This window comes from Segniliparus rotundus DSM 44985 (assembly GCF_000092825.1).
In the GTDB taxonomy this organism is placed as follows: domain Bacteria; phylum Actinomycetota; class Actinomycetes; order Mycobacteriales; family Mycobacteriaceae; genus Segniliparus; species Segniliparus rotundus.
In genome coordinates, this window is record NC_014168.1 from 2,610,230 (window position 1) to 2,626,685 (window position 16,456).

At 68.2% G+C, this 16,456-nt stretch carries 14 protein-coding genes; 4 read left to right on the plus strand and 10 right to left on the minus strand.

All coding sequences use genetic code 11. From position 1 onward, the window contains the following. The first annotated feature begins 253 nt into the window (after positions 1 to 253). Both SROT_RS12710 and SROT_RS12715 read left to right on the plus strand, forming a co-directional pair. Positions 254 to 871: a DUF305 domain-containing protein gene (locus SROT_RS12710; RefSeq protein ID WP_013139427.1), complete on the plus strand. Its 618-nt coding sequence runs from the start codon at positions 254 to 256 to the stop codon at positions 869 to 871. 51 nt (positions 872 to 922) lie between these two features. Then, the gene (locus SROT_RS12715; protein WP_013139428.1) at positions 923 to 2,557 is read left to right on the plus strand and encodes an acyl-CoA dehydrogenase family protein; all 1,635 of its coding nucleotides are present in this window, start codon (positions 923 to 925) and stop codon (positions 2,555 to 2,557) included. A 10-nt stretch (positions 2,558 to 2,567) separates the two neighbouring features. On the opposite strand, the gene SROT_RS12720 is transcribed toward SROT_RS12715, so the two are convergent. From SROT_RS12720 to SROT_RS12755, 8 genes are all read right to left on the minus strand, one after another. Continuing rightward, the gene (locus SROT_RS12720) at positions 2,568 to 3,038 is read right to left on the minus strand and encodes a GNAT family N-acetyltransferase (protein ID WP_041407323.1); all 471 of its coding nucleotides are present in this window, start codon (positions 3,036 to 3,038) and stop codon (positions 2,568 to 2,570) included. Between the two features lie 9 nt (positions 3,039 to 3,047). After that, positions 3,048 to 4,025: a site-specific tyrosine recombinase XerD gene (xerD, locus tag SROT_RS12725; RefSeq protein WP_083777885.1), complete on the minus strand. Its 978-nt coding sequence runs from the start codon at positions 4,023 to 4,025 to the stop codon at positions 3,048 to 3,050. Further along, the gene (locus SROT_RS12730; protein WP_013139431.1) at positions 3,980 to 4,609 is read right to left on the minus strand and encodes an NUDIX domain-containing protein; all 630 of its coding nucleotides are present in this window, start codon (positions 4,607 to 4,609) and stop codon (positions 3,980 to 3,982) included. The genes xerD and SROT_RS12730 overlap by 46 nt, the downstream gene beginning before the upstream one ends. 2 nt (positions 4,610 to 4,611) lie before the next feature. After that, positions 4,612 to 6,234 carry a CTP synthase gene (locus SROT_RS12735; RefSeq protein ID WP_041408029.1) on the minus strand — a complete coding sequence of 541 codons (1,623 nt, stop codon included), beginning with the start codon at positions 6,232 to 6,234 and terminating at the stop codon, positions 4,612 to 4,614. Positions 6,235 to 6,405: 171 nt separating this feature from the next. Beyond that, positions 6,406 to 7,329 carry a copper transporter gene (locus SROT_RS12740; protein WP_013139433.1) on the minus strand — a complete coding sequence of 308 codons (924 nt, stop codon included), beginning with the start codon at positions 7,327 to 7,329 and terminating at the stop codon, positions 6,406 to 6,408. Between the two features lie 9 nt (positions 7,330 to 7,338). Beyond that, positions 7,339 to 8,520, minus strand: a complete 1,182-nt coding sequence (gene steA, locus SROT_RS12745; RefSeq protein ID WP_148223444.1) for a putative cytokinetic ring protein SteA — start codon at positions 8,518 to 8,520, stop codon at positions 7,339 to 7,341. Between the two features lie 109 nt (positions 8,521 to 8,629). Next, positions 8,630 to 9,799: an ABC transporter ATP-binding protein gene (locus tag SROT_RS12750; RefSeq protein ID WP_013139435.1), complete on the minus strand. Its 1,170-nt coding sequence runs from the start codon at positions 9,797 to 9,799 to the stop codon at positions 8,630 to 8,632. Between the two features lie 63 nt (positions 9,800 to 9,862). Further along, a complete protein-coding gene (locus tag SROT_RS12755; RefSeq protein WP_425358200.1) occupies positions 9,863 to 11,305 on the minus strand; it encodes an MFS transporter in 1,443 nt (480 codons plus the stop codon). Positions 11,306 to 11,618: 313 nt separating this feature from the next. Between SROT_RS12755 and SROT_RS12760 the strand changes: the two genes are divergently transcribed. Together SROT_RS12760 and SROT_RS12765 are read left to right on the plus strand one after the other, a co-directional pair. Next, complete coding sequence (locus SROT_RS12760) at positions 11,619 to 12,245, plus strand: LysE family translocator (protein WP_013139437.1); 627 nt, start codon at positions 11,619 to 11,621, stop codon at positions 12,243 to 12,245. A gap of 61 nt (positions 12,246 to 12,306) precedes the next feature. Further along, on the plus strand, positions 12,307 to 13,680 hold the full coding sequence (locus tag SROT_RS12765) for a styrene monooxygenase/indole monooxygenase family protein (protein WP_013139438.1): 1,374 nt from the start codon (positions 12,307 to 12,309) through the stop codon (positions 13,678 to 13,680). Here SROT_RS12765 and SROT_RS12770 read toward each other — a convergent pair. Together SROT_RS12770 and purL are read right to left on the minus strand one after the other, a co-directional pair. Further along, entirely contained in the window at positions 13,674 to 14,072 is a 399-nt protein-coding gene (locus tag SROT_RS12770) for a sterol carrier family protein (RefSeq protein ID WP_013139439.1), read from the minus strand. The genes SROT_RS12765 and SROT_RS12770 overlap by 7 nt on opposite strands. 42 nt (positions 14,073 to 14,114) lie before the next feature. Further along, on the minus strand, positions 14,115 to 16,388 hold the full coding sequence (gene purL, locus SROT_RS12775) for a phosphoribosylformylglycinamidine synthase subunit PurL (protein WP_013139440.1): 2,274 nt from the start codon (positions 16,386 to 16,388) through the stop codon (positions 14,115 to 14,117). Positions 16,389 to 16,456: the final 68 nt, after the last annotated feature.

Genomic DNA, 16,456 nt, shown 5'->3' on the forward strand with positions numbered 1-16,456 from the left:
CTTAATAGCGTGTCGCGAGGCGCATCGGGTCGCGGATACGGGGACCGGGGCTCGCCGCCAGGCGCGGAGTGGGCGCGCCGCTGGACGGGGCTAGGCTAGAGGCAGGACCCGCCACAAGCCCCCAGGCAAATCGGACCCGGTCAGGCGCAGTGCGCGCCCGACCCGCAGAATGGCCGACCCGCCCAGGGCCAGCTTCCGGGTCTGGCATGTCCGCGCAGCCACATGCCCTCGGCACGACAAAGGCATTTCGCTCATGAGAAACGTTCACAGCCCCTTTGGATTCGCAGCGCTGGCGGCGCTCGCCCTGTCTTCGACGGCGTGCTCGGGGTCGCAACCAGCCTCGCAGCCTTCGACGGCGCAAGCAGCGCAGCACAATCAATCCGACGTCGATTTCGTCGCCGCCATGGCGCAGCACCACCAGCAAGCGCTCGACCTGGCCGAGCTGGTGCCCGATCGCAGCCAGAACGACGAGGTCAAGGCCCTCGCGGCGCGCATCCGCGATGAACAGGCCCCGGAAATCGACCAGTTCCGCGCGTTGGAAAAGGAGTTCGGGGCAAGCACCCCGGCCTCCACGCCCATGCCGGACGCCTCCCCCGGCGCCATGGCGGGGATGGACATGGGCGGCGCGGCGGGCATGGTCCCCGAAAACGACGTCGAACAACTGCGGAACCTGAGCGGCCTGAAGTTCGACACGAGGTGGATCGGACTCATGGCCGAACACCACGACGGCGCTGTGAAAATGGCGCAGAACGAGATCGCCAAGGGTCAGAGCCCGGAAGCGAAACGGATCGCCCAGAACATCGTGGCGGCCCAGACAGCCGAAGTTGCTGAACTCGGCGCGCTTTTGCAGCAGATTTCCGCCGAAAAATGACCCTCCGCCCGCTCCCGCTGGGCGCGAAAGTGATCCACTACACTGGCACCCATGAACCAGACCCACACGGTGTTCAACCAGGTTCCCCCGCTCACCGGCTGGAGCCTCGCCGAACACCCCGCGCTCGCCGAGGCATTGCAACGTGAGAACGCGCAGGCAGCGCTGCCAGAGATCCAGACCCTGGGCGAGCTGGCCGGCAGCGCCGAGGCCCAACAGTGGGGGGATCTGGCCGAAGCCCATCCGCCGCAGCTGAAAACCCATGACCGCTATGGCAACCGGATCGACGAGGTGGTGTACGACCCGAGCTACCACCAACTCATGAGAACCGCTGTGGAGCACGGGGTCCACGCGGCGGCATGGGCTGACCCCCGGCCTTTCGCGCATCTCGCGCGGGCCGCGAAAATGGTCGTTTGGGGACAAACCGACCCAGGGCACATATGCCCCATCACCATGACGTACGCCGTGGTCCCGGCGCTGCGCGCGAACGAGAAGCTGTCCGCCGAGCACGAGCCGCTGCTCACCAATCGCGAATACGAGCCCGGTTTGCGGCCGATGTCGCTCAAGCGCGGCTTGATCGCCGGAATGTCCATGACCGAGAAGCAAGGCGGCTCAGACGTGCGGGCGAACACCACGACCGCCGTCGCCCAGCAGGACGGCAGCTACCGCATCACCGGGCACAAGTGGTTCACCTCGGCTCCGATGTCGGACTTCTTCCTCACCCTCGCCCAAACCCCCGGCGGGCTGTCCTGTTTCTTCGTGCCGAGAGTGCTGCCCGACGGCACGCGCAACAACTTCTTCTTGCAGCGGCTCAAAGACAAATTGGGGAACCGCTCCAACGCGTCCAGCGAAGTGGAGTACGACGACGCAACGGCCTGGCTTGTCGGCGACGAGGGCAAAGGCGTCAAGACCATCGTTGAAATGGTCAATGTGACCCGTCTGGACTGCGCGCTCGGCACGTCCACCGGGATGAGCGTCGCAGTCGCGCAGGCCGCCCATCACGCCAAGCATCGCAGCGCTTTCGGCGCGCGCTTGGCCGACCAGCCGCTCATGCGCAACGTCCTCGCCGATCTCGCCGTCGAAGCCGAGGCTTCGTTGACGACGGGGCTCTGGCTCGCGTCCCTGCTGGACAAATCCGTCGCGGGCGACGGGCAGGCCAAAACCCTCTTGCGGATCAGCCTCGCGGTCAGCAAATACTTCATCTGCAAGCGCGGTCCTGTCCACGCGGGCGAAGCGCTGGAATGCCTCGGCGGCAACGGCTACGTCGAGGAATCCCGGATGCCCCGGATCTACCGGGAAGCCCCGCTGTTGTCGGTGTGGGAAGGCTCGGGCAACGTCGCCGCCCTCGACGCGTTGCGCGCCATCGCCAAGCAACCGGAGTCGTTGGCGGTCTTCTTCGCGGAGCTGGACAAAGCCCGGGGGGCCGATGCGCGGCTGGACGCCGCCGTCGATTCCCTCAAAGGACAGTTCGGCGACTTCGAGACCATCGAACACCGGGCCCGCCTGATCGTCGGCTCGATGGCGCTCGCCCTGCAAGGCTCGCTGTTGGTCCGCTACGGGCATCCCGCGGTGGCCGACGCGTTCACCGCGTCCCGGTTGGCCTCGGACGGTTTCGGCTGGACGTTCGGCTCCCTGCCCCACGGGGCCGACCTGGCGGCGATCCTGGAGCGCAACACCCCCAAGGGGTAGCGACACCGGGCTAGGGCTCAGCCGGGCGCCACATCAGCAGCCCGGGGTCCGCGTCGAACCCGCAGCGCAGATACAGGGAGACCGACTTCTGCGTCGGGGACAGCACAACCTTCGAGTAGCGCCGTGACCGCGCCGCCGCGAGCAGCGCCGCCACCAGCGCCGCGCCAATGCCTCTGCCGCGTGCGCTCGGGCTGACGTACAGATGGCTGAGATACCCCCAGCAGCCGCCCGCCGCAGGCGCCGGGCTCGGCATGCGCTGAAACTCCGTGAGACAGACCATCCCGACCGCATGAGCGCCGCGCCGCGCCGTCCAGACCGTGCGTGACTCGTCCCTCATCCAGCTGGCGACCTCTGCGACGAACGTCTCCGACGGGCCCGCCGCAGGCGCCGAGCCGGGCGCCAGTTCGCGCGCCCACCCCCAGCGAAGAGCTGCGACGTCCTCGGGGATTCCCGCTCCGAGCACCACGCTCTGTGCATCCATGCGCACAGGTTAGGCCCTCGGGTGCGCCGTCGCGTACACCTCGCGCAGTGTCGTCGCGGAAACCATGGTGTAGATCTGCGTCGTGACGACGCTCGCGTGCCCCAGGAGCTCCTGCACCACACGCACATCGGCCCCGCCTTCGAGCAGATGCGTCGCGCAGGAGTGGCGCAACGTGTGCGGGGAGATCTCAGCCTGCACCCCGGCTTTGGCGGCCGCATGGCGCAGGGAAGCCCAAGCGCTCTGCCGGGAGAACCGCGCCCCACGGGCGTTGAGGAAGAGCGCGTTCGTCGCTTTGCCGGCGCGCTGCGCCAGAAACGCGGGCCGCCCCCGCACCAGATACGCCTCCACCGCGGCCAACGCGGCGGAGCCCAACGGCACGAGCCGCTCTTTGTCGCCTTTGCCGAGCACCCGCGCCGAGCGAGACGGCACGTCCACGTCAGCAAGGTTGAGGCCAACCGCTTCGCTGACCCGGCACCCTGTGCAGTACATGAGCTCCAAGAGCGCTTGGTCGCGCAGCGCGCGGGGCACGTCGGACTCCGCGTCCGCGATCCCTGATGCCTCCAAGATCGCGATCACCTGGTCCACTGGCAATGCTTTCGGCAGCCTGCGGCCAGGCTGCGGGGGTTTGACCCCATGCGCCACATCCTGCGCGACCATGCCTTCCAGCACAGCGAACCGATGCAACCCGCGCACAGCGGACAGCCCGCGCGCCGCGCTGGATTGCGCGAGCCCCATGCCTGCCGGATCACGGGACCAAGCGAGGAATTCGGCGACCTGGGCGCTGGTCACCTGGGCGAGGTCGGCAACCGAGCGCTGGCGGAGGAAATCCGCGTACCGGCCAAGATCGCGCCGATAGGAAGCGGTCGTGTGTTTGGACGCGCCGCGCTCGACGGCCAAGTGATCCAAGTACTGCTGGACCTGCCCCTGCAACGTCTCGCTCGTCAGCGGGCCTTTCGTCGCGCGAACGCGGTGGGCTGCCCCGGCCACGGCGCGTCGCCGGGGCGGGGCTCGCCCGATCCGGCGAGGGCGAGTTTGGCCGCGAGTATCCCCGTCGCCGAGGTGGCGTTCTGGATGTCTCCGGAAAAGACTCGCGCGACCGCCTCGTCGAGCGGGGTCCATGACAACACCACGTCAAGCTCCTCGTCATGCGCTGGCGGGCGCTCTCCCGGCGCGACGCCGGTGGCGAGGAAAACGCGGACCACCTCGTCGGTGAATCCTGGCGAGAGCGCGACATCGGCGAGCACCGACCACTGCGCCGCCGTGAAACCGGTCTCCTCCAACAGCTCGCGGGCGGCAGCGGGTTGCGCGGGCTCTCCGGGAAGATCCATCAGTCCCGCCGGCAGCTCCCACAAGCGGCGGCCCAACGGGTGGCGGTATTGGTGGATCAGCGCGATCCGACCATGCTCGTCCACGGCGGCCACGGCGACCGCGGCGTGGTGCTCGACGACTTCGCGCGGCGCCACGTTGCCGCCGGGCATGCGCACTTCGTCCTTGCGCACAGCGATGATGGCGCCCTCGTAGACCAGCTCAGAGCTGACGGTCTCGAAGCTGTGGCGGCCAGGTTCTGCCATGTTCATCCCTGCTTTCGCTCCAGCGCAGCCGCGACGAGCGCCGTGAAGAGCGGGTGCGGCCGAGTCGGACGGCTCTTGAGCTCCGGGTGGGCTTGGGTCGCGACGAGGAACGGGTGGGCGTCCTTGGGGTATTCCACGAACTCCACGAGCGAGCCGTCCGGGGAAGTCCCGCTGAACACGAGGCCGGACTCGGCGATCTTGTCCCGGTACGCGTTGTTCACCTCGTAACGGTGCCGGTGGCGCTCGTCGACCGAGGTCGACCCGTACGCTTTCGCGACTTGGGAGCCGTCTTCGAGCACCGCCGGGTACGAGCCGAGGCGCATGGTGCCGCCGAGGTCGGCCTCGCCGGAGACGGCTTTGACCTGGTCTGCCATCGTCGCGATGACCGGATGGGGGGTCTGGGGGTCGAACTCCGCGGAGCTGGCCTGCGTCAAACCCGCGGAGCGCGCGGCCTCGATCACCACGCATTGCAGTCCCAGGCACAGGCCGAGCAGCGGCAGGCCGACAGCCCGCGCGTGGCGGATCGCGCCGATCTTGCCCTCGATGCCCCGGATGCCGAATCCGCCGGGGATCACCACGCCGTCCACGCCCGCGAGCGCGCGCGCCGCGCCCTCCTCGCTCTCGCAGTCGTCCGAAGGCACCCAACGCACCTCCACCTTCGAGCGATTCGCGAACCCTCCGGCGCGCACCGCCTCGGTGACCGAAAGATACGCGTCGGGCAGGTCGATGTATTTGCCGACGATGGCGATCTCCACTTCGCTCTTCGGGTCGTGCACCCGGTCCAAGAGCTGGCCCCACACCGTCCAGTCCACATCGCGGAACGGCAGGTTCAACCTGCGGATCACAAACGCGTCGAGGCGTTCGCTGTGCAAAACCTTCGGAATGTCATAGATCGACGGGGCGTCCGGCGCCGCCACCACGCCGTCCGTCTCAATGTCGCACATCATCGCGATCTTGTGCTTGACCGACTCGGGGAGCTCCCGGTCGCAGCGCAGCACCAACGCGTCCGGGGTGATGCCGATGGCCCGCAAGGCAGCGACCGAGTGCTGTGTCGGTTTGGTCTTCAACTCGCCCGACGGGGCAAGGTACGGGACGAGCGAGACATGCAGGAAGAACACGTTCTCGCGGCCCACTTCGCGGCGCAGCTGCCGCGCAGCTTCCAGGAAGGGCTGCGACTCGATGTCGCCGACCGTGCCACCGATCTCGACCATCACCACGTCGGGGTTCTCCGACGGCGTCTTTCCGGACGACATGCCGACGATACGGCGCTTGATCTCGTCCGTGATGTGCGGGATGACCTGCACTGTGTCGCCGAGGTACTCGCCCCGGCGCTCTTTGGCGATGACCGTGGAGTAGACCTGGCCGGTGGTGACATTCGCGAAACCGGGCAGGTCGCGGTCGAGGAAGCGCTCGTAGTGGCCGATGTCGAGGTCGCATTCCGCGCCGTCCTCCGTGACGAAGACCTCGCCGTGCTGGAACGGGTTCATCGTGCCGGGGTCGACGTTGAGATACGGGTCGAGCTTGGTCATCGTGACCCGCAGCCCTCGGCGGGTGAGGAGCTGGCCCAGGCTGGAGGCGGTCAAGCCCTTGCCCAATGAGGAAGCCACCCCACCGGTGACGATAATGTATTTCGCCGAAGACCGGCCTGAGGATCGAGACCCGCTCGTCGCGAGGGGGAAAGTAGCACCGGTCACGGATCTTCACTGTAACAGGCGCATCGGGACCGGGTGCGCCCAGCCGTGGTTCCCGCAGAAATGTTTGGGGGATCGCAGTGTTTCACACTGCTGCGGGGCAGCTCATCCAATCGTGGGCGCGACAGCGGTCGCGCCCTCCCCGGTCCCGTATTGGCCCACATGGCCCTGCAACTGCTCCGCGACCGCCAAGACCGCCGCCACCTGCCCCATCGGGCTGTCCAGGTCGTCCACGGCGCTCAACTGCGTCGCCTTGTCCGCGCGGATCAACGCCACCGCGGCCGAGCCGCCGGAGGAACCGGAACGACCCGCGACCACCACTGCGGGGAGGCGAGCACGCAGCGCTTTGGCGAACCGGGCCACGGCGGGGCCCTTGTCTCCGGAGTCGGCGGCAAGCGCCCCGCCCGTCACAATCACCGCGGCGGCAGCCGGAGCCGGGTCTTGGGCGACGGAGAGGTAGCCGTTCACGCGGAGCAGGTTGATCGCATTGGCCCTCTCCTCCGGCTTCACATTGTCCTGTGTCTGCGGGGCGAGGACTGAGCCGATGACATCGCCGACGCGGCTCTGCTGGTCGACGTTGTTCGGGTCGAGCGGAGCCCCTGGCACGATGATGTTGTCCACGACGGTGCGCAGCTTCGCCTCGTCAGCAGTCCCGACGAACGCGTCGGTCACTCCGATGTGGCCTGACAGTTGGGCTCCCGCTTTGCTCAAATAGTCCTTCACCGCGTCCACATCGCCTTGCTCTGCCCCGGGGACGGTGACGACCAGGACGCTCTGGCCGCTCAGCACGCCCGCCACGGCGCGCCCGCCGACCGCTCGGGCGAACTTGTCCGCCTCCTCGAGCCCGGCGGCGGAACCGCTGGTTCGGGAGGCGTTCGGCCCGTCGGCGGAGTGCGCGGGGCCCGCCTTCGGCCCCGCGCCCGGGGTCTGCGGGGCGGGGGCGAGCGCGCCGGACCCGATCACCGCGCCGATGATGACTGCGAGCAGCACGGCGAGCAAGGAGGCTGCGAAATTGCGAAAAGAGACCATGGACAGCGCCTACGTGAGCCAGCCCTGGATGGACTGGGCGAGCGAACGCCAGAGCGATTCCACGCTGGCGGCCAAGTGGATCTGCTGCCCGAAAGCCATGAAGAGCACCACGCCCGCGACAATCAGCAGCATCAGCAAGAAAGCGACCAACCCGCCGGTGTGCTTGGTCGCGTAGAGCGAGGCGAGCGCTTTCGCGTCGACCAGCTTCTGCCCCACTTTCAAACGGGTGAGGAAGATCGACGGGCTCGAACCGCGCTGCGCCGGGTCGAAGAAGTCGCCGAGCGAGGCGGTGTGGCCCGCGGTGACGATGATCGAGGCCCCATGGTGGTGCGCCAAGATCAGCGCGAGGTCGGCCTCTTCGAGCGAGGCCGGGAAGGTGACCGCGCCGATGCCGAGGTCTTGGATGCGTTCCAGGCCGGGCGCGGTGCCGTCGAACTCCGCGGGGAGGATCACCTGCGCGCCGCTCTTGAGCGCTTCGGCCGAGATCAGCTCGGGGTTGCCGACGATGAGGTCGGGGCGCAGCTTCTGGCGGACAATCGCCTCCGCGCCTTTTCCGACGCCGACGAGCACCGGCAGGAACTCGCGGATGAAAGGACGCAGGGCTTTGAGGTCTTCCTCGTGGTCTTCGCCTTCCGCGACGACCACGACATGGCGGCCTTCGATCCGGACGTCCACGTCGGGGATGCCGACCGAATCGATCAGCAAGGGGCTCTCGGCCCGAATGAACTCGATGGTGTTGCCGGAGAAGGCTTCCAAATGGTTGATGAGGCTGGTTTTCGCGCCCGAGATGAGTTCGCCGATCTGCGCCTCGTCGCGCTCCACGCCCTCGGCGAGGAGCTTCTCGCCGCTGTACACGCCGCCCTCGTGGAGGCGGACGCGCGCGCCGTCGCGCACCTTGTGGAAGACGTCGTCGCCAACCGAGTCAACCAGCGCGATATTATTGCTGACCAGCACCTCAGGCCCCATATTGGGATAGCGGCCGGAGATCGACGGGGCTGCGTTCACCACGGCCGCCACGCCTTTCTCCACAAACGCGTCCGCCGTGACCTGGTCGAGGTCGGGCTCGTCGATGACGACGATGTCGCCTTCTTTGACCTTGCGCAAAAGTTTGTTCGTGTCCCGGCCCACCCGAGCGGTGGCCAGGACGCCGGGCAGCGACTCAGACTTGCGGGAGAGGAGAGAAACCTTCATGACCTGTATCATCACGCGCCACATCAGCCACAGGGCTAAGGCGCGCCGCCGGTTCGCGAGAATCGGCGCGATCGGCGCCCGCAGGGCCAGGCCCTCGTGCGAAACGGCCTCAGTGCGAGATGGCCTCGCCGGACGCGGCGTCGAACACCACAGCTTTGGCCGGATCGAAGCGCAACAGGTGGCGCTGGCCCGCTTGCGCCGCCGAGTGCGCGGGCACGCGCGCCACGAATTGTTGGTCGTTGGCGGAGAAAAAGACGTAGCGGTGCGAGCCCACCGATTCCACAACGTCCACCTCGGCCTCGACAGGCACGGTCCCGACCAGGGCGGGACCGGGAGCCTCGCCCGTTCGGCGCTGGTCCTCACAACGGCCCTGGTCTTCAAAACTGCGCTGGTCTTCACAACTGCGCTGGTCTTCAACGAAATGCTCGGGACGAAGCCCGAGCAGCACATCGGAGCCCTTCGCGGCGGCGGTGGCTTTCGCGAGCGCCGCTGCGGGCAGCTCGGCGAGGCCGAAAGCGGTGCGCACGCCCTGCGGGCACAACTCGCCGGGGAGGAAGTTCATCGACGGGGAGCCGATGAACTCGGCGACAAAACGGTTCTTCGGCTGGTCGTACAAGGCTTGCGGGGCCGCGATCTGCTGCACCACGCCGCCTTGCATCACCACGACGCGGTCGCCGAGCGTCATCGCTTCGGTTTGGTCGTGCGTGACGTAGACGGTGGTGGTCTGCAAACGTCGGCGCAGCCGCAGGATCTCGGCGCGCATCTGCACCCGCAGTTTCGCGTCGAGGTTGGAAAGCGGCTCGTCCATGAGGAACGCCTTGGGCTGGCGGACAATGGCCCGGCCCATCGCGACGCGCTGGCGCTGCCCGCCGGAAAGCTGCCCCGGCTTGCGGTCCAACAGCGCCGCGAGGTCGAGGATCTGCGCGACCTCGTCGACTTTGGCGGCGATCTCGGCCTTGGGGACCTTGCGCAAGGCCAGCGGGAAAGCGATGTTCTGCCGCACCGACATATGCGGGTACAGGGCGTAGGACTGGAAGACCATCGCGATGTCCCGGTCCTTCGGCGCGACTTCGTTGACTCGCTTGCCGCCGATGCGCAGCTCGCCGGAAGAAATGGGCTCCAATCCCGCGATCATGGCGAGCGTTGTGGACTTCCCGCAGCCAGAAGGCCCCACGAGCACCACGAACTCGCCGTCTTCGATGGTGATGTCCACGTCGCGCACTGCAACTGCGCCGCTCGCGTATTTCTTGCTGACATGGTCGAGCACGATCTGCGCCATGCCTTCATCCTTGCAGACGGCGAGCCGCCCTGCCGCCCGGAGGCTGGCTTCGGGGCGGCCCGGTCACACCGATTCGTCCTCCGCGGGCTGCTCGGGGCCGACGCCCGGCACGCGGAAGCCTTTGAGGGAGACCCCGGCCGTTTCGGTGACGAACACCAACGAGACCAGACCGACGACGCAACTCGCCATGATGTACCAGGCCGGGGTGAGCGTCGAGCCACTCACGTCGATGAGCCATTCGTCCACCGCCGGAGTCGTGCCGCCGAAGACCGAGGCCGCGATGTTGTAGGCAATGGCGAACCCGGCGAAGCGCACATGCGTCGGCAACATGGCGGGGAAGGTCGACGAAATCATCGACAGCTGCAGGGCGTGGAAGAAACAGAGCACGCCGAGGCCGATCCCCGCCGCTGCGAAGCCGGAGCGCATCACCAAAAACATCGGCGCGGCAAAGACGAACAAACCTGCCAAAGAGACCAGCCAGACCGGCTTGCGACCGACCCGGTCCGAACTCGCCCCGCTGAACGGCAGCACAGCCATCATGCCCAGCTGCACGATGAGCATGAGCGCGAGGGATTTCGAGGACCCCATGCCCAGATGCAAATGCAGATACGTGGGCATATAGGTCAAGAGCGTGTAGTTCGGCACGATGAACGCGGTGACCAAACCCGCCAGGAGCAACAGCTCCTTGCGGTACACGGACACCATCACGAGCGGCTGTTGTTGCCGCTTCACCAGCTTCTGGAGCCGGCGGCCGCGGCGCCCCTTGGCATTCCCCGAGGCCTCGAGCTCCTGGAACGCGGGCGTGTCATCCAAACGGGAGCGCAAATACAACCCGACCAGGCCTAGCGGCGCGGCAATGAGGTACGGCACCCGCCAACCCCATTCGGCCATTTGCGAATCTGAGGCGAAGAGCGCCACAAAGAGCACGAGGAGCGCGCCGAAGGCGTATCCGAGCAGGCTGCCGAACTCCAGGAAGCTGCCGCAGAGGCCACGGCGGTGGTCCGGCGAGCACTCCGCCATGAAGGTCGCCGCTCCGCCGTATTCGCCACCAGTGGAGAACCCCTGCAAGAGCCGCAGCAGGATCAGGATGACCGGGGCCGCGGCCCCTATCACGGCATGCCCGGGCAACAGGCCGATGCAACAGGTGGATCCCGACATGAGGATGATCGTCAACGACAACACGCGCTGACGGCCCCAGCGGTCGCCGAGCGGCCCCCACACAATACCGCCGAGCGGGCGCACCAGGAAGGACACAGCGAAGGTCAACAACGCGTAGAGCGTCGCCTCCTTCGCCGCGCCGGGGAAGAAAACCTGCGAAAGGTAGGGCACGGTGAGCGAATAGATCCCGTAGTCGAACCACTCGGCGGCGTTGCCGATGGCGGAGGCCCCGATCGCGCGGAACAAGTCTCCCGACGAGAGCTCGTCCTCTGTCTCGGTCGCCTCCGGCGCGGCCTGCCCGGCACTATCATGGTCCGGGGCCGACTGATCGCTCGCTTCTTCTTCAATTATTGGCACGCGTCGCGCAGCCTCTCGTTTCGGTGGCCCGAGCGAGTTCGAGCGTCTCGGATAAGAACGGCCTCAACAGGCGCCTGGGATTTTCGTGGACCACATTCTCCCAGTAAAACGATCTCTTTTTCACAATCGCTGTCACACGGCGTGCTGTTCAGCCCGCCGCCGACCCAAGCGCCGACCGCGACGATCCGGCTCGTCTGCTCTTGAGGAAGAGTACCAAACCCGCGCCGAGCGCGCCGTATGAAAGGCGCTGTCGATCAAGAAAACGCTGCTTGGCGCGCGTGCCGCCGGACGATAGAATTCCCGCATGCACCAGTACCTGGCCTTCGTGCTCTTCGCGGGGCTTCTCGCCTTGGCGCCCGGCCCGGACATGCTGCTCACGATCCAGGCGACCGTCGTGGGCGGGCGGGCGCGCGGTTTCGCCACCGTCGCCGGCATTGCCACAGCCGCCGCGGCCCAGGGCCTGCTCGTCGCGTGGGGGCTGGCAGCGGTGCTGACCCGTTCGCAGCCCCTTTTTCTGACGCTTCGCTTGGTCGGCGCGCTGTCTTTGCTGTTTCTGGGCTTCAGCGCGATCCGCGCCGCCGTCAAGGGCGACTTCGCGACCTCGGACGAGGCGGCAACGACGCGGGCGCCGAAGCGGCGGCTCTGGTCCAACGCGCGCCAGGGCTTCCTCTGCAACATCACGAACCCGAAAGTGCTGATGTTCAATCTCGCGGTCCTCCCGCAATTCGTGTCGGGCGACGCGCCGGTCGCGCGGCTGTTGGCCTACAGCTTGACCTTGGTGGGCGTCGGAACGGTGGTCCTCGTGCTCGTGTCGCTCACCGCGAGCGCCGCCCGCCGGGCGCTCGCCAAAGCCCGAGCCCAGCGCGTCGTCAACGCCGTGACGGGGACGGCGATGCTGGGCTTCGCCACCGCCCTCGCCGCAGAGGGCTGAAACCACACTCACGCTGAGCGCAGACCTTCCGCCCCGACCGAGGCTGTGCGAGGATCGGCGGATGGCTCAACGCACTCGCACCGCCCTGGTCATCGGAGCCGGCCAAACCGGAGCCTCCGCTGCGTACGGCCTGCAGAGGGCAGGATTCCAGACCACGCTCATCAGCGAACGCGACCAACGCTCGTTGCGCGACGATGTGCCCGCGACCGGGACCGCGGCGCTGTTCGGGCAGTCCATCGAGGCCGAGCGAGAACTCGGTCTCGACACGTACTTGGACCGCGCGCCGGTCATCACCGGGCAAAGCGTGCGCCTGGTCGACGGCTCCCAACCACAACGCCCGGAACACCTGGCCTTTGACGCCGAGTTCCCCGGATTCGTCGCAGTCGCCGTGGACACCCGGCTCAAAGCGGACGAGCGGATCACCGCTTTCCTCGACATCGGCGGCGAGCTGCGCGTTGAGAAAGTCGAACCCGACCGCTTGGACGAGCTCGCGGGCCGCCACGACCTCGTCCTCGTCGCGACCGGACGGGACGGGCTCGGGAGCCTCTTCCCCGTCGACCCCGCGCGCACCGCGTACCAGAGCCCGCAACGGCGGGTGCTCATGGTGACCTTGACCGGCCTCGGCCACGGACCAGAGGTCTTCGCCCACCGGAGCGCCGCAGGCGGGCGGCACAGCAGCTTCTCCTTCGTCACCGACCAAGGCGAAGCGTGGTGGGGTCCCTATCTCCATAAAGACGCTGGACCGTCGTGGGCGTTCCTCGCCTGGGGGAAGCCGGGCAGCGATTGGGAGCGCCGTTTCACCGCCCCGACGAATCTCGCCCAAGCCCATCAAGCCGTGCTCGAACTGCACCGCGACTACCTCGATTGGGATCTCGCGGAAGCCGAGGCGCTGCGGACCATCGCGGACGACCCCCGTTCTTGGCTCTCCGGGGCCATCACCCCGCTCGTGCGCCGCGGGACAGGGCGCACGGCGAGCGGGCACGCCGTGGCGGCGCTCGGCGACGCGGCCGTCGCCTACGACCCGATCGCCGGGCAGGGCGCGCAAACCGGCCTGCTGCACGCGGCGTTCCTCGTGCGTGCGGCTTCGGCGCACAACGGCCCCTTCGACGGGGAATGGCTCACCGCCGTGTTCGAGGAGTTCTACGCCGACCGCATCCGAGCGGCCTACGAGGCCACTCGGCTCTACCTCGGCGATCCCGACTACGCCGAGGCGAACGGGCTCATTTTCGGGGCGGCGCAGGTGCGCCCCGCCGTCGCAGGAGCGGCGTTCGCCTTGCTCTCCGATCCCCGCCCAGTCCTCGCGTTCGACAAGCCGCACGGCTGGCGGCAGTTCGTCGCGAACGCAGCGGGCGAAGACCCCGACGCCCTCCTCGCCCGCTTCACACCCGCAGGCCGGTTCCAACGCTCCGCGTACGGGGCGGCTCCTGCTCAGTGACCGTCGCCGAGCCCCGCGAGCGGCAGCCACCGCTCCACCTCGCGGGCGCGATGCCCGGACGCGCAGACTAGCTGCCGCTCCAGCGCCGTCTGCGCGTCGATGAGCCCGACAGCGAGCAGCAACCACGTCCGAGCGTCCGTCTCATAGACGTTCGGCGGGGTGCCCCTGGTGTGCCTTGGGCCTGCCACGCATTGCACAGCGACGAACGGGGCCACCCGCACTTCCACCGAGTTGCCGGGGGCGAGCGCGGCGAGCGTGCGGGCCGTGAGCCGCACCGCGGCGGCCAAGGCCGCGCGCTCGGGCGCGGGCTCAGACTCGTCCCGCAGCCATGGCGCCACCGCGGCCAAGGCCGCGTGCAGCTCATGCGGGTCTGCCGCCGACCGTCGCGCCATCGTCTCTCCTGACCTGCCTGCCGCCTTCGTCCAGCGCGGCGGTTAGGCGAACAGCGCGGGGAGGGTTCCCTCGTGGGCGCTTCGCAGCTCGTCAAGGCCGACAGTGAAGAGGCCTTGGACTTCGAGTTCGGCGCTGCCCGGCACGACCACGCCCACCCGCAGGACCGGCACGCCGCGCGAAGCGACCAGCGATTCGAACGCGCCCGCTTGGGTGTGGGTGACCGCGACGAGCGCACGCCCGGGCGATTCGGCGAAGAGGGACACGAACGGATCGGCCGCCTCAGGCAAGATCACGCGGGCGCCGACGCCGACCGCGAGGACCGATTCGACGAGCGCCTGCGCGAGACCGCCCTCAGACAGGTCGTGCGCCCCGTTCACCAGGCCCTGCCGCGTGGCGGCCTGCAACACTTCCGCGAGACGGCGCTCGGCTTCGAGGTCAACCTCAGGAGGCTGTCCGCCAAGATGCCCGTGGCACACCTGCGCCCACGCTGAACCGTCCAGTTCGTCACGGGTCGCGCCGAGCTGGAACAGCACCTGGCCGTGATCCGGGGCGAAGCCCACCCGCACAGCGCTGGCGACGTCCTCGAGGACGCCGAGCACGCCGACGACCGGAGTGGGATGGATCGGCACGTCTGCGGTTTGGTTGTAGAAACTCACATTTCCGCCGGTCACGGGAATGCCGAGCGTCGCGCAACCGTCCGCCAAACCACGCACCGCCTGCGAAAACTGCCACATGACGCCGGGGTCTTGCGGCGAGCCGAAGTTCAGGCAGTTGGTGACGGCCCTCGGCGCAGCGCCCGTGACGGCGACATTGCGGTACGCCTCGGCGAGGGCAAGCTGCGCCCCCCGATACGGATCGAGCTTGGTGAACCTGCCATTGGCGTCGGTGGCGATCGCGACGCCGAGCCCGGACTCCTCGTCCACGCGGACCAGCCCGGCGTCCGCGCCGGGGATGAGCACGGAGTTGCCCCGCACCAAGGAGTCGTACTGCTCGGTGATGAACCGTTTCGAGCACAGTCCTGGCGAGGCGACGAGCGCGAGCAGCGTCTCGCGCAGCTGCGGCCCGCCGACCGGGCGGCGCAGCCCCGCCGACGTGTCGGCGGCCAGGGCGTCTTGGAAGGCCGGGCGTTCGACCGGGCGGCGGTACACCGGCCCCTCGTCCGCCAAGGTCCGCGCGACGACGTCGACGATCCGCTCGCCATGCCAGTCCACCTGCAAACGCCCGGTGTCGGTGACCTCGCCGATGACTGTGGCGGTGACCTCCCAGCGCGCGCAGATGGCGAGGAACGCCGCCAGGTTCTCGGGCGAGACGATGGCGCACATCCGCTCCTGGGACTCGCTGCACAGGGTTTCGGCGGGGGTCATATCGGCGGCCCGCAAGGGCACTTTGTCGAGCGTCACGCGCATCCCGCCGTCTCCCGCCGCCGCCAGCTCGGAGATCGCGCACGACAGGCCCGCGCCGCCGAGGTCCTGGATGCCCTCGACGAGTCCTGCCGCGAAGATCTCCAGGCTCGACTCGATGAGCAGTTTCTCCATGAACGGGTCGCCCACCTGGACCGCGGGAAGTTTCTTGCCGCCGCCCGCGGACTCGCCCTCGAAGGTTTCGGACGCGAGCACCGACACCCCGCCGATGCCGTCGCGGCCGGTGCGGGCTCCGTACAGCACGACGAGGTTGCCCACGCCGCTTGCTTTGGCCTCATGGACCGCGTCCGCCCGCAGAACCCCGAGGCACAGCGCGTTGACCAGAGGATTGCCCGTGTAGCAGTCGTCGAAGAGGGTCTGCCCCCCGATATTCGGCAAGCCGAGGCAGTTGCCGTAGCCGCCGACCCCCGCGACGACGCCGGGGAGCACCCGACGTGTGTCGGGGGCGTCCGCCGCCCCGAAGCAGAGCTGGTCCATCACCGCGACGGGACGAGCCCCCATTGCCAGGATGTCCCGGACGATGCCGCCCACACCGGTCGCCGCGCCCTGGTAGGGCTCGATGAACGAGGGGTGGTTGTGCGACTCGGCTTTGAAGGTGACCGCCCAGCCGTGGCCGATGTCCACCACGCCCGCGTTCGCGCCGATCCCGGCGAGAAGGCCCGTGCGCATCTGTTCGGTCGTGGTCTCGCCGAAGTATTGCAGGTGGACTTTCGAAGACTTGTAGGAGCAGTGCTCGCTCCACATCACGGAGTACATGCCGAGTTCGGAATCCGTTGGGCGACGGCCCAAGAGGTCCTTGATCCGCTGGTACTCCTCTTCGGTGAGCCCTAACTCGCGAAAAGGCTGCGGCTGCTCGGGGGTCTGGTTCGCGGCTTCGACGGTGTCAACTGTCACGGGGAAACTCTAGCGGCAGTCGGCGGAGCAAGCGCACACGAGGGAATCCAGCGGCAGCCGGTCCGGGT